A 12,855-nucleotide genomic window follows, 5' to 3' on the forward strand; every position below is an offset into this window, starting at 1 on the left:
AGCCGATAGTCACCGCGGACTTCGCCGTCCCGATCGGCGGCTGTCAGCGGCATGCGTCGCACGGTGCGCACGGCTCCCGCGCCGCCTCGCTACTACCCAGCCACGCACGGTCACAGGCCGATGTGGATATATGCGGCCCAGCACCGTGGTTCGGCGGGGCGCTTCTGATAGAGGGGATGCACGGCGGCGTGGACGGCACGGGCGGCGCAGGCCGGGTCGCCGGCGAGGCTGGCGTAGATGGTTTCGGTGAGACTTTCGGCGATGCTGTCACTGATCGGCCATTGCGTCCCGATGACGTGGGCGAAACCGGCGAGATGGAAAGCGCCGGCGATGTGAATCACCTCATCGAGCAGGGTGCCGCCGGGGTCGGCGGTACCGCATGCGGACAAGAAGGCCAATTGCGCCTCCGCGAGGCGCAGTTCGACGAGGTCGACGACGGACAGGTTCTGGTCGTACAGAACGAGGTGGCTGGCCGACGGATCGTAGGGATCGGTGGCTGCGTGGCATACGAAGTGGGCGATATCGGTCTGTGGGAGCCGCTCCAGAACCTCGGCGCGAGTGGCCTGGTTGTCGGAAAGAACGGGGTCTACCGCGGCGAGTATTTCGCGGACACGCTCGGCTTCCGCTACCGCGGACTTCAGGGCTGGGTAGAAGGTTCCGTCGCGTTCGGGTGTGACATTCACACCGACGATGAGCGGGCATTGCCCCGCGGCGTCGTGTGCGTGCCGGCCGCGGACGTGCTGCAGTGCCCGCAGGGTGGGCGTATAGGAGGATACGACCAAATCCAATGCGCCCCAAGGTTGGACACCCTGCTCGGCCTCCTCGATGCTGGGGTACCGGCCCGCGGCATGTAAGGGCAGCACAACGAGAGGTCCGGTCGGCATCCACCAGAGGCGGGGTAGCGGCGTCGGTGCCTCCGAGTGCGGGGTGATGTCGCGGCCGAGCTTGTCCAGGACGATGCCGACTATGTTTTCCCACAGCCAGCCGAGCACAGCGCGCAACTTTTCATCGCGACCCCAGGCACGCGGCATGGTGGCTGCCCGGAACACGGCGAGTTGCGCCAGCACGGCTGATTCGGTGGCGCCCGGAAGATCTACCCGCTCCACCCGGCCGATGAGGTTGCCGGAGCGATCGTGGTGGGCGGTGCACAGTAGTGCGGTACCTCCGGTGGCACTGACAGTTACAGCGACGATCGTCCCGGGCACGGCCAGCACACCCAGTTCGGCGGCATTCGGAGGCAATAAGAATGTCTCAAAGCCCGGCAGTTTCCGGATCTCGGCCAGCACGGCGACCCGCTCGGCCTCAAGTCGGCGACGCTTTTCATGCAAAGCCTCATCGCGACTGGCAAGTGTGGCCGCCACAGCGGCGACAAGAGTGGGTTCGCGCTGCAATGCGTCACGAACGCGGGTGAAGCGTGCAACCAGTTCGAGCTGCTTCTTCTCCCGTAGCGCTGCAAGGTCGTCGCGCACTTCCAGTGCTTGGGCCAGCAAGACACCACGGCCCTGCTCAAGCAACCCCAACGCCGCAGGCGCGTCTCCTGTGTGCAAAGCGGCCTCGGCGGCCCGAGTGGCGAGGTTGGTGTACTGACCGAGCCGGTGTTCTTGATCGGTGCGAGCCAACTCGCGACCGGCGAGCTGCGGAAGCAGCTCTACCGCCTGCCGATAGGCGATCGTGGCGGTATCCCAGCGACCGAGCATCCCCTCCGATTCCCCCCAACCGGCGGCGTTGTTGCACTGCATCGGCAGTGATGCGCCCTGAATGCCTGCACCCCGCTTGTGCACGAGCGCGGCCGCTTTCAGGTCAGCTGGATCCCTGATTCGTTCGAACCTTGCCCGCAACGCGATCCCGAGACTGTTTAGAAGCGCTGACTGGTCGGGGTGGTCGATCGCGGTGCCTTCGACGGCTTGTTGTCCGGCTCGTATCGCATCGTCCAGATCGACCGGATCCCCGGACCGTTCGAATCGGGCACGAAGAGCGTCGGCGAAGTTGCTCATAGCCTTCCCCCGGTAAGGGTGGTCCGAGGCGACGGCATCGACGGCTTGCTGTCCGATTCGTATCGCATCGTCCAGATCGACCGGATCGCCCGCTCGCTCGAATCGGGCGCGCAACGCGATCCCGAGACTGTTCAGATACATCGCCCGGTCGGGGTGGTCGGCAGGAGCGGCATCAACGGCACCCTGCTCGGTGCGTATGGCATCGTCCAGATCGACCGAGTCCTCGAATCGCTCGAATCTGGTCAGCAATGCGTTCCCGAAATTGCTCAGGTACCCCGATCGGCTTGGGTGGTCGACGGGAGTGGCATCGACGGCATCCCGCTCGGCTCGTACCGCATCGTCCAGATCAACCGAGTCCCCGTCCCAGTCGAATCTGGTCCGGAGTGCTACTCCGAGGCCGTTGAGGTATTTCGGCGACTCGGGGTGATCAACGGCGGTAGCGGTAGCGGCTTCTCGATGAGCCTGTACCGCCTTGTCCAGATCGGCCGGATTTCCGGACCGCTCGAACCTGATCAGCAGCGCATTCCCGAAATTGTTCAGGTAGCCCGCACGGTTTGGGTTGGTGATCGTGTCAACGGCCTGCTGCTCGGCTGCTACCGCTCGGTCTAAATCAGCCGAGTTTCCGAACCGCTCGAACCTGGTCAGTAATGCATTCCCGAGGTTGCTCAGGTAGCCCGGCCGGTTGGGGTCGGTGATGGCATCGACAGCTTGTTGTTCGACTTCGACTGCTTTATCCAAGTCGGCCGAGTCTCCGAATCGCTCGAACCTGGCTCTCAGAGCGGTCCCGAGGCTGTCCAGATACCTGGGTCGGTCGCAGTCGTCCAGGGGAGCGGCGTCGACGGCTTGCTGCTCGGCTCGTACGGCATCGCGCAGATCCGCCGTGTGCCCGAGGTGTTCGAACCTGGTCAGCAGCGTGCTTCCCATGTAGCACAGATATCTTGCGCGGTCCCGGTGGTGTGGGGGAACGGCGTCGGCGGCGAGCTGTCTGGCTCGAAGCGCGGCGTCCAGATCGGCCGGATCCCGGGTCGCGTCGAACCGGGCCTGAAGGGCGTTCGCGAGGTTGTTTAGGCAGGCCACCCGGTCCGGGTCACCCACCGCGACAGCATCGACAGCTTCCTGCCCGAACCGCACCGCGTCATCCAGATCAGCCGCAGCTCCGAATCGCTCGAACCTGGTCAGCAGTGCATTCCCGAGGCTGTTCAGGGACGCCACTCGGTTCGCGTCGCCAACGGCCACAGCATCGACAGCCTCCTGCCCGAATCGCACCGCGTCATCCAGATCAGCCGCAGATCTGGACCATTCGAATTTGGTCAGCAAGGCGTTGCTGACGTTACTCAGATAGCCCGGTCGGTCGGGGTCGCCCATGGCGACAGCGTCGACAGCCTCCTGCCCGAACCGAAGCGCATTATTCAGATCGGCCGAATCCTCAAGCCGCCCGAACCTGGTCAGCGACATGCTTCCGAGGTTGCTCAGCCACGTCGCCCGCTGCGGGTGGCCGATCGGGGCGAGGGCGACGACCATTTCTGCGGCGTCTATCGCATTGTCCAGATCAGCCGAATCCCCGGACCACCCGAACCTGGTCACCAACCCGACTGCCAATGTGTTCATGCACGTAGCCCTTGCAGGGTGGTTCGAGGGGACGATGTCAACAGCCCGCTGTCCAGCCTGTATCGCGTCGTCCAAGTCAGCTGTATCCCGGGACGACCCGAACTTGGTCAGCAGCACATTTGCGAGGTTGGTCAGACACATAGCCAAGAGCGAGTTGTCAGAGGAGACGGCGTCGACGGCCCGCCGCAGCGCCTGGACCGCACCGTCCAGATCGGCTGGATCCCTGAGCAACTCGGCACGAGCTCGCAGCGCGTTTCCGAGTCCGTTCAGGGACACCGCCCGATCGGAGTGGTCGCTGGGAGTGGCGTCGACGGCCTGTTGTCCGACCTGTACCGCCTCGTTGAGGTCTGTGACGTCCCCGAGCCGCTCGAACCGGGCCTGGAACGCCCTCCCGAGGTGGATCAGATATGCCAGCCGATCGCGGGGACCGAGTCTTCCGGCCAAAATCGAACGCGCACGGCGCAACCGGCGACGGAACCTCCGATCGATGACTCCCGAACGACTTGCGCGGGCCATGACCGAGCGCCCGGTTCGAACCGCCTCATCCAGGTCGGACGTGTCTTCGGACCACTCGAACCGCGTCAGCAGAACATCCCCGAAGTTGTTCAGGTACAACGCATTTGCGGGGTCGTCGTTCACGGCCAACCCGATGAGGCGCGCCGCCTCGTCCAGGTCATCCGGGTCCTCGGCCTGTAGGAACCGGATTAGCAACGCATATCCCAGATTGTTCAGCAAGGCGGCCCGGTCCGCATCGGCGGTGGGAAGGGTTTCCAGCACGCCCGTGAACCCGACGATTGCGCGGTTGACCTGCTCCAGATTGCTTGTGCGGATAGCACTTCGAAGCGAGTTCGCAGCGCGGAGCGTCGCGAGCCACCGCCCCATGCTCATCAACGTCGTCACCGATCGACCCCCTGTCAGCGCGGGCCCCGCTACAGTCTCGCCGGTTTATCCGCTACCTGGCCAGCGTTGTCCGATACTAGTTACGTCCATGCCAAGATGATGACAAACATAGAGCCGGTGACATCGAAATGGTCGCGATCGGGTTGGCCCAACTGTGTGAAACCCTGCCCGAGTTGCGGCAGGCCGCGGCCGTCAAAGGCCGGGCAAGCGAATTGGAGAGTCTGATCTCGGCCGCCGCCGCCGGAATCGACATCACCGATCCGATAACCGTACTGCGACGCGATCTTGATGCCCCCGATCTGGACGAACGGGTCGGCCTGCCGGGAACGGCCGGCGGAAAACCCATCTCGGAACTCTACGAATGCCCCCGCGACCCACAGTGCGGACGGCAAGCGCGGCGTTCCCCGGGCGGACCCGTCCCCGAGTGCCACCGTGACCGCGCCACTTCACGCAATATGGCGCTGGTCTAGGGGGCGACCTCGGTGTCCTCCTTCATGGGTGAGCTCGCCAAGAAGCTCGCCGACAAATGGCTGACCCTGCTCGTCCTTCCAGGGCTCTTGTTGCTTGCCACAGCCGCCTGCGCGTATCTGACGCGCGGGAAGGCATGGAACGACACGACCTCTGTGAGCACTCAACTGACCGGCCGTGCCCAGACCCTGACCAGCCACGGCAATGTCGCGGTCGCACTAGCCGCGACGGCGGTCCTGCTCGCGGCCGCGGCGGCGGGTCTGACCGCGAATGCCGCGAGCTGGCTGATCACGCGCCTATGGCTGGCGGAGCGCCTGAACTGGCTGGGGAAGCCCCTGACCTGGTGGCGCACCCAACGCTGGAATGCGGCGCAACACTCCGCGCTCGGCGCCACCCCACCGCCCGGGCAACCACCCCTGTCGATGCGGCTGCTGTACTGGTGGAACCGCCGCAACCCGGACGACGCCCAGCAGCGTCGAAACAGAATCTGCCTGGCTCCACCGCAGCGGCCCACGTGGATCGGCGACAGGGTCGCCGCCACCGCCACCCGCATCGACAACCAGTACGGCATCGACCTGAGCAGCACGTGGCCCCGACTGTGGCCGCTGCTGCCCGAAACAATGCGCGCCGACATCACAGCCGCGCGTATAGCTTTCGATCGAACGACAGTCCTCGCGGGTTGGGGCCTGCTCTACACCCTCGTGGGCGCATGGACCGGATGGTGGCCGGCCCTGCTCGCAGGCCTCGGCACCTACACCGCAGCCTGGTACCAGGCCCGCAGCACCATCGCCTCCCTCAGCGACCTCGTCGAAACCGCCACCGACCTATACGCCACCACTCTCGCGGAGGCCCTCGGCATCCCCACCATCGACGGACACGTACACCGCCACACCGGCCGCCTCATCACTGCACGCGCACGCAAAGCAACCTGAGCCGGGCGGCCCCTCAGTCTCAGAGCTTGTCTTTTGCCTCGGGTTTCAAACCGCTTGCCTTGTCGCCGACCGGAGCGAGTTAGGTCGGCGATCGGCCGGTGTGTCGACGCGGAGAGTGCGCTCGAGAACTTCACCCTTCTGTTGACGGCGCTCGCCGAAGTCCAGCCTGCGCTCGCCGAAGTTTCTCACCCGTGAGCGAAGTCGATTAGAGGGGTTCGCGGTGTCCGGTGGTGGCTCGGCGGAGGTTGTCGGCGGCGGCTTCGTGGTCGCGCAGGCGGTAGGAGTCGCCGTCGAGGTTGATGACGATTGAGCGGTGGAGCAGCCGGTCCAGGAGGGCACGGGGATTTCTCAGTCGCCGCTGACAGGCGATGTCGCCCACTGCACGGCGCGAATATCATCGTGAATGCGCACTGTCCGATCCGGAGCCCCTTCCTGGATCGGGCAGAGCGCCTGCGGGACGATGAACTACACCGGGCACCGCACGCCTATTGTGCGCCGAACCACAGGCGCTTCAAACCCGCGATCCGGTACGGCACCCGACGCCACAACGGCTCATTCGTACTGACGATGTTGAGTGCCGCCGAACCCAGTGCCCGTAGGTACCATTGCCTCCGGCCGTTGGAATCACTGGAGGAAGGGAACGGGTGGACGAGCAGCCTCGAATCGACCCCTCCGCGGGTTGGCGGCGCCAACGACGCGGTCTCTCCATCAGCGACCCAGTGTGGGAAGCGGCCAAGAAGAAATGGATCGCCGACCGCGACCTCTACCCTGCGTGGTCCGACTGGCTCGAAGCCGCCTTGGCCGACAAGACCGCTTCCACCCGCAAACGCCACCGCCTGCGAAAAGCTGAAGACTTCCCACCGGCCCCAGACCGTCTGCCCACGGGTCGCCGCCTGCCGCCCGCAGTTCCTCGAGGTCGGATCAAACGCGGATTCACCTGCACCCCTGCCATCTGGGACAAGGCGCGCGATGCGTGGTGGGCGGACCGGGATGACTGGCCGGACTGGGCTGACTGGGCCGAGGACGCCGTCACCAAGAAGGCCGATTATGTACCGCCGACAGACAATGATCGGTAGCAACGGGCGCCGTCAGCTGTGGTCGCCCGGTCAATTCTATTGAGCTACAGTCACTCCCACGCATCCCATATCGTAGTTCCCTATCAGGCCACCAGAAGCGCGGCCGTGCCCCGGACCAGGAGGTTCACGCATCTGACGCAAACCTCTTCCCTGATGTGGCCCCAGCGCTCTACACTCTGGAACCATTGGAATAAGGAGGAGGATCCAATGTCGATCTTGCTGGTCTATCCTGCGGTCCTACTCATCGTTGCCGCGGTCCTGGCGATTGTGCGCTTCACCGGCCCCTGGCCCACCAAAGCCCGTGCCGGTCGGCCGATCCTGCGGGCCGTCGCATTCGTGATCGGCGTGCTGATCACCGCACCGATCATTATCCTGATCGGCTTTGCCGGCGTGGGCAAGCGCCTGTCGTAGCGTCTCGCACGCGGTCGCCTTCCGATTGCCGAGGGCCTTGCGGCTGCGAGCCATTAGAATAAGTAGAATCATAGGGTGATCGACGGAAGCGAAGACAGCACCGTGAACGGCAGACGAAGAGCCTCGACGCTGCACAGCCAGCGGGAAAGTCACCTCGTCGCATCGGTTTCCGCGTCCTCACCCCAGCGATGCGACCACGACGAGGCCGCGCCCCTACCTCCGGGCTCCTTACTGGAATAAGTGGAACAACGCCATGAGCTCAACGACCTCCTTCGACCGCATCAACGCGGCCCTGGAGGACGCTGGGCGATTCGGCAGGCGCTCGGGCGCCTGGACTCTCTACAACTGCCCGACGCACGAGGACTCCGATCCCAGCCTCGGCCTGGTCTACAACCCGGCGAAGCAGCGCAGCATCCTGCGATGCTTCACTGGCTGCGCCGATCACGAGGTGCTGGCCGCGATCGGTCTGGGCGTGCCCGACCTGTTCGACGATGCACGCCGCCTTACCTCCCGCCACGCCGCCCCTTATCGGGCACGTGGTTCCTCCTCGCCGCGCCCGGTCCCCCCAACCCCGCGCGACGCTTCGCTCGGCGCGCGAACCGGGCAGCCGCGCATCGCGGCCCGCTACTACTACCGGCTGCCCGACGGCACCCCGGCCGGGCGAGTCACCCGCGCCTACATCCCGCACGAAAAAGGGACCGAGCGCGTCTTCTGGCAGCACCGATGGGACGGGCGTACCTGGGCGCGCGGAGGATTCCCCGCGTTGCTCTACCGACTGCCCGAGGTGATCGCCGCAGTACGCGACGGCCGGACGATTCATCTGGTCGAAGGCGAGAAGGACGCCGACAACGCAGCCCAGGCTGGATTAACCGCCACCTGTAATGCGATGGGAGCGGGCAAGTTCCGCGTCCAGCATGCCGATCAGTTGGCTGGGGCGGGACGGGTGGTGATCGTGACCGACCGTGACCAGGCCGGCCGCCGTCATGCCGTCACCATCGCGGAGCTCCTGCGGGGACGGGTCGGCTCGGTGGAGATCGTCGAGGCCGCAGTCGGCAAGGACATCTCCGATCATCTCGCCGCTGGTCTCAAACCTGAGGAACTAGTGCCGCTGCGGTCGGCCAGCCCGCTAGTCGAAGGGTGGTCGGAGGTACAGCTGGGTAGCGCCACACTGTGGCACGGGTCAGCCACATCCGGGATTCAGCGGATCGAAAAGGCCGAAGAGGACACGGTCGGCAGTGGCGTGTATCTCGCACAGGAACATATCGCCGCTGGATACGCCCGGCACCGGGCGCGTCAGGTCGGCACCGACACACCGGTGCTGTACTCCGTATCCGTCCGCGACGCACGTCTGATCGACCTCACCGACCAGACAACCCTTGATCAGGTGATGGCGGGATTCCGTCAGGTGCTGGCTGCGGAAAAGGATCTGGCCGAGCGCGCCGAACGCCCGTCCTGGATCCGAATCAACAACCTGCGGGATCTACGAGAGATCCTGCACCGCGACCAGATAAGGGTCGGCGAACTCAAACGCATCACCCAACGCTGCGGCGAGCTGTTCTCCGGCCACCTCCGAACGCAGGGTTACGCCGGCCTGCTCACGGTCGAGGGCGGCGAAGCCGACATCGGCAACCATCTCACCTACCTCCTCTTCGACCCCGCCGAGGTCACCGTGACCGGGGAAAGCCAGCCCCCGCATCCCAACAACACCCCAGCCCGGAAGGACGAACTCGCCATGCCTGATCCCTACGATCCGATCACCGTCTACACCAAGCCGGACTGTCCTCAGTGTGCCGCGACCAAACGTTCGCTAGAGCGTCTCGGCGTCGACTACACCGAGGTCGATGTCAGCACCGACATCGACGCCCGCCGCTGGCTGCTCGGGATGGGCTACACCACGGCCCCGGTCGTGTTCGCCGGAGACAGCCACTTCGCCGGATTTCGCCCGGACAGACTCGCCGCCCTTGGCCAGTCCCACACCGACCACAGGCCGAATCCAGTTTCCGCACAGCCCGAATCGAGCTGGCACATCGACAACGGCGTCATCACCACTGCCCCGCTCGAGGAGCCTGCCGACACCTGGCGCGTGGACAACGGCGTCATCACCGCCGCCGACGCCACGCATCGACAGCCGGCCATCTCGGCGCGGCCGCCGACCTGGGCGGCGCGGCCCATGTCGCCGGCGCGCCCCACCCATGCCCGCCGGCGGTGACCGCCCATGATCGACACAACCGATCACTCCGGTCCGGCACCCTCACCGCGGCGTCACCGCCCGGTTCTGCGCCCCCCGCGGGAGATCTACAGCAACGCACCGAAGGACGACGGAGCACAAGGACCGAACCGGCCGCATCGCGCCCCGCCATCGCGTCACCGCGTCACCGTGGTGGCCGCCGGTGTCCTCGCGGCGGGCGCGGTGGTGACCTTGGTCGCAATATTGTTCTCCCACAACGGAAATCCCTCACGCTCCGCGCCGCCCACTCTGTCGGCCCACACGACTCCCACGGCGTTCGCCGATGGCGGACCGTGCCGCACCAGCGAGGCGGGCACCGTCGTGCGTGGCGGCGAGCCCGGCGGCACCGACACTGGGCCGCACGCCATTCTGGGCTTCGACTACGCCTACTACGTGCTGCGCGACGCCGCCGCGGCCCGCAGCTTCGTCGCGCCGACCGCAGCCGTCGGCTCTATCGAACGACTCCAGGCCGGTATCACCACCGTGCCTGCGGGCACCCAGCACTGCCTGTCAATCACCGCCGACGGGCCGGGCCGCTACCGCGTCGACCTGATCACCCGCCACGGCCACGACGCACCGTTTACCTACCGGCAAATCGTGACCACCGCGACCACCACCGAGGGCGTGCTCATCACCGCCATCAACCCTGCCTCGTAGCAATCTCCCGAAAGGAAACTGCACCGAATGACCCAGCCCGACAACGAGATCAACTCACAAGCGCTCTTCGGATACCTGGTCGATCGAGGATGGCGGCAGGACGGCACCTGGCGCGGTGCCCCCGTCTGGACCCGGAACGACTCAGATGTTCGGCTGCTCGTCCCTGCGAGCATCGAATACCCCGACGATCCGGCGGTGCTTCGCCGGGCCGTGTCGGACCTGGCCACCGCCGAAAACCGGACAACCGACGATGTTCTACGTGACATCGCCGCACATCCTGGTACGCCCAACACCGCGAGCCTGACCGGCCCAGCGCAGATCAGAGCCCATGCCCGCCATCTGGAATCGGTGTTCGAGGAGGCATCTCGACACGCATACGTCTACGTCGAAAACGCCACGGCACAGTACGACGCCGAAGCCGCCGAGCAGGCCGCAGTGATCAGCCAGGCCGATGCCCGCTTGTCGGTGTATCTGCAACAGCACCGCGATGTCCTGGGCGGCGATCCGTACTGGGGGAGCTGGTACGCAGACTTCGGCAGCACTGCCGAGTCCGACGAGATAGCCGGGATCTTCAGCCCCTACGCCGAGGAGGGACGGGAGGACCCGGCGGCGGTACGGGCCGAGTCCTCCGCCCTGCCGACCGGATTCCCCGGGCAGCAGCCCCAGTTCATCCTGCGCCACACGCAGACCAGCGACAATGCGATTCGCCTCGGCAGCCGCGTCCATTTCCTATCCATCGACCACCTCGACGAACCGTTGTACGAGGTCGTCGCCGAGCCCGGCGATACCGCGCCCGCCGGAATCCTGGCCCATCTGTCCGACCGTGATACCGATCAACTGTGGCAGCTTCGCGATACCCGCAACGGCCGCACTGTTCATAGCGACCTGTACCTGCAAGGCTGGCGCGGCGCCGAGGAGGTCGCCATTCCCGGCCCGGTCGAAGTGCTGTGGATGGCTGGCGAATTCGGCCTGAGCGCCCACAATTCCGGCATCCCTCCTATCCCGGAACTCGACGCCAACTACGTCACTGCCGTCACTCTGTGGCCCCAAGTCACCGACGATCTGAAGCGCGACTGGCTCGGCTCTTGGTTCGAGTCCAGCTACCACGAACCCGGACTCTGGGAAGACATCGACTGGACCACCGAACTCGAAGGCTCTCGCTACGCCGGGATGCCTACCGACCAGGCACTCACCGCAGCGTCCACGGACCTCGAGATTTCCATCAAGGCTGCCCTCCCACGCCATCTACTGCCGCCCCGCGACAGCGTCACAAACTTCCTACACGGCCAGGATCTCGGCACCAAGCCAGCGCTCGAGAGCGTGCGAGAAACCACGCGCGATGCCGATACCGCCCAACCACAGGAATCGACCGCATTGGAGACGGCATTAGGGCCGCTCACCCCGCCGCCCGCATCGAGTCAAGCTTCCGCGGCGGCCGAGCCCCCGCAGCGGCCTGCGGCCTCATCTTCCAGAACCGCATTGCCTCACCAGCAGCAGGATCAACCGCAGCGCACGCATTGAGGGAATAACTAGAACAAGTAGAAGGGATCACGGTAGAGTGGCCGGTCGAACGGGCGGACCGCCCGAGAACGGGCAGCAGTCGCTGTGGGCCGAGTTCGACGACCCGGTCCTCGAGCAGAAGGGGTACAACGATGCGCAACATCCGTCGCGCGGTGTGGTCGCGACACAACCGGGAAACGACGACCGCCGCAGTGCCGTGGACACCGGAAAACCACCCACATCTGACGCAGGCCGTCGAGTCGGCACCGGACTGGGAGGACCGGACCGAGGAGCAGGCCCGCCTGCTACGGGATCAGCGAGATCCGGACCGGTGGCGAGAGCTGCTGGTGACGGCGTGTCCGGAGCAGGATCAAGCGATGAGCATGGTCGATCGGCTGTGGGCGGCGCCGCTGCCGCTGGAGTTCCGGGAGCTGGCAACGGCATTAGTGCAGCAGCGGATCGAGGATCGGATGCCGGTCCCGATCGATCCGGACGATCCGCTGCGCCGGGAGCTGGAGGCGATGGTGACCAGCCAGCTGCGCCGCAGCGCGGCATCAATGGGCTAGCCGAGCTCGTCACCGGCTGGGCACGCGCGGTCAGCGACCGCGACCGTGTCCTATCGCGTGGGATGCAAACGCGCCGGGCGCTGGACAGCGCCCGGAAAACCGCTGCCGCCGACCGTAGCCTGGCTGCTCGGATGCGCGGCTCGATCCAGCGGCTCGTCGATCGCCGGGACGCGCTGCTGGCCGACTACCGCGTCCTGGAAGACGCTGTCGCCGAGCACGAGCGCCGCCTCAACGCCCTCGGAGTGGACCCACGGTCTCTGGACGCCAAAGCGGTCTTGCGGTTCGGCTGGGTTCCTCCGCCCACGACCGATCAACCCGGACCCGACACCAGCCAGGCTCCCGCCGTTGCCCTCCCGGCCGCACCTCAGCCGGAGGCTGCGGAGGCCGAGTCCGATCTGCCTGCCCCGCAGCCTCGTCAGCCTTCCGCCGAGTCGACACCTCTGCTCCCGCCCGGCGGGACCGCCGAGACGAATCACGCCGACCAAGTCATCGAAACCGGCGACGTCGAGATCGGCG

Annotated in this window: 10 protein-coding genes and 1 pseudogene; 8 read left to right on the forward strand and 3 right to left on the reverse strand. The window is 66.0% G+C overall.

The window, feature by feature from the left end:
- Window positions 1–110: 110 nt before the first annotated feature.
- Window positions 111–4,502, reverse strand: a complete 4,392-nt coding sequence (locus tag JZ791_RS07405; RefSeq protein ID WP_216893435.1) for a CHAT domain-containing protein — start codon at window positions 4,500–4,502, stop codon at window positions 111–113.
- 128 nt (window positions 4,503–4,630) lie between these two features.
- Here JZ791_RS07405 and JZ791_RS07410 point away from each other — a divergent pair, with 128 nt between their 5' ends.
- The gene (locus tag JZ791_RS07410; RefSeq protein WP_216893436.1) at window positions 4,631–4,972 is read left to right on the forward strand and encodes a hypothetical protein; all 342 of its coding nucleotides are present in this window, start codon (window positions 4,631–4,633) and stop codon (window positions 4,970–4,972) included.
- A gap of 12 nt (window positions 4,973–4,984) precedes the next feature.
- Entirely contained in the window at window positions 4,985–5,902 is a 918-nt protein-coding gene (locus tag JZ791_RS07415) for a hypothetical protein (RefSeq protein WP_216893437.1), read from the forward strand.
- Window positions 5,903–6,107: 205 nt separating this feature from the next.
- Here JZ791_RS07415 and JZ791_RS44765 read toward each other — a convergent pair.
- A pseudogene (locus JZ791_RS44765) lies at window positions 6,108–6,239 on the reverse strand (ATP-binding protein); the annotation flags it as partial.
- 307 nt (window positions 6,240–6,546) lie between these two features.
- Between JZ791_RS44765 and JZ791_RS07420 the strand changes: the two are divergent.
- The 6 genes from JZ791_RS07420 to JZ791_RS07445 all read left to right on the forward strand — a co-directional run bounded on the left by JZ791_RS07420 (window position 6,547) and on the right by JZ791_RS07445 (window position 12,339).
- Entirely contained in the window at window positions 6,547–6,978 is a 432-nt protein-coding gene (locus JZ791_RS07420) for a hypothetical protein (protein WP_216893438.1), read from the forward strand.
- A gap of 207 nt (window positions 6,979–7,185) precedes the next feature.
- On the forward strand, window positions 7,186–7,389 hold the full coding sequence (locus JZ791_RS07425; RefSeq protein ID WP_216893439.1) for a hypothetical protein: 204 nt from the start codon (window positions 7,186–7,188) through the stop codon (window positions 7,387–7,389).
- Between the two features lie 253 nt (window positions 7,390–7,642).
- Window positions 7,643–9,598, forward strand: coding sequence for a glutaredoxin domain-containing protein (locus JZ791_RS46440; RefSeq protein ID WP_216893440.1), 1,956 nt, complete (start codon window positions 7,643–7,645; stop codon window positions 9,596–9,598).
- Window positions 9,599–9,604: 6 nt separating this feature from the next.
- Window positions 9,605–10,273: a DUF8176 domain-containing protein gene (locus tag JZ791_RS07435; protein WP_216893441.1), complete on the forward strand. Its 669-nt coding sequence runs from the start codon at window positions 9,605–9,607 to the stop codon at window positions 10,271–10,273.
- Between the two features lie 27 nt (window positions 10,274–10,300).
- Window positions 10,301–11,794: a hypothetical protein gene (locus JZ791_RS07440; protein WP_216893442.1), complete on the forward strand. Its 1,494-nt coding sequence runs from the start codon at window positions 10,301–10,303 to the stop codon at window positions 11,792–11,794.
- A 131-nt stretch (window positions 11,795–11,925) separates the two neighbouring features.
- Complete coding sequence (locus JZ791_RS07445) at window positions 11,926–12,339, forward strand: hypothetical protein (protein ID WP_216893443.1); 414 nt, start codon at window positions 11,926–11,928, stop codon at window positions 12,337–12,339.
- 50 nt (window positions 12,340–12,389) lie between these two features.
- On the opposite strand, the gene JZ791_RS07450 is transcribed toward JZ791_RS07445, so the two are convergent.
- On the reverse strand, window positions 12,390–12,557 hold the full coding sequence (locus tag JZ791_RS07450) for a hypothetical protein (RefSeq protein ID WP_216893444.1): 168 nt from the start codon (window positions 12,555–12,557) through the stop codon (window positions 12,390–12,392).
- Window positions 12,558–12,855 lie beyond the last annotated feature (298 nt).

The sequence above is a fragment of the Nocardia alni genome (assembly GCF_019038435.1).
Classification (GTDB): Bacteria; Actinomycetota; Actinomycetes; order Mycobacteriales; family Mycobacteriaceae; genus Nocardia; species Nocardia alni.

Bases quoted from the DNA above. Each gene is read 5' to 3' on its own strand.
- JZ791_RS07435 (WP_216893441.1), top strand. From the start codon at position 9,605: ATGATCGACACAACCGATCACTCCGGTCCGGCACCCTCACCGCGGCGT.
- JZ791_RS07410 (WP_216893436.1), top strand. From the start codon at position 4,631: ATGGTCGCGATCGGGTTGGCCCAACTGTGTGAAACCCTGCCCGAGTTG.
- JZ791_RS07425 (WP_216893439.1), top strand. From the start codon at position 7,186: ATGTCGATCTTGCTGGTCTATCCTGCGGTCCTACTCATCGTTGCCGCG.
- JZ791_RS07445 (WP_216893443.1), top strand. From the start codon at position 11,926: ATGCGCAACATCCGTCGCGCGGTGTGGTCGCGACACAACCGGGAAACG.
- JZ791_RS46440 (WP_216893440.1), top strand. From the start codon at position 7,643: ATGAGCTCAACGACCTCCTTCGACCGCATCAACGCGGCCCTGGAGGAC.
- JZ791_RS07440 (WP_216893442.1), top strand. From the start codon at position 10,301: ATGACCCAGCCCGACAACGAGATCAACTCACAAGCGCTCTTCGGATAC.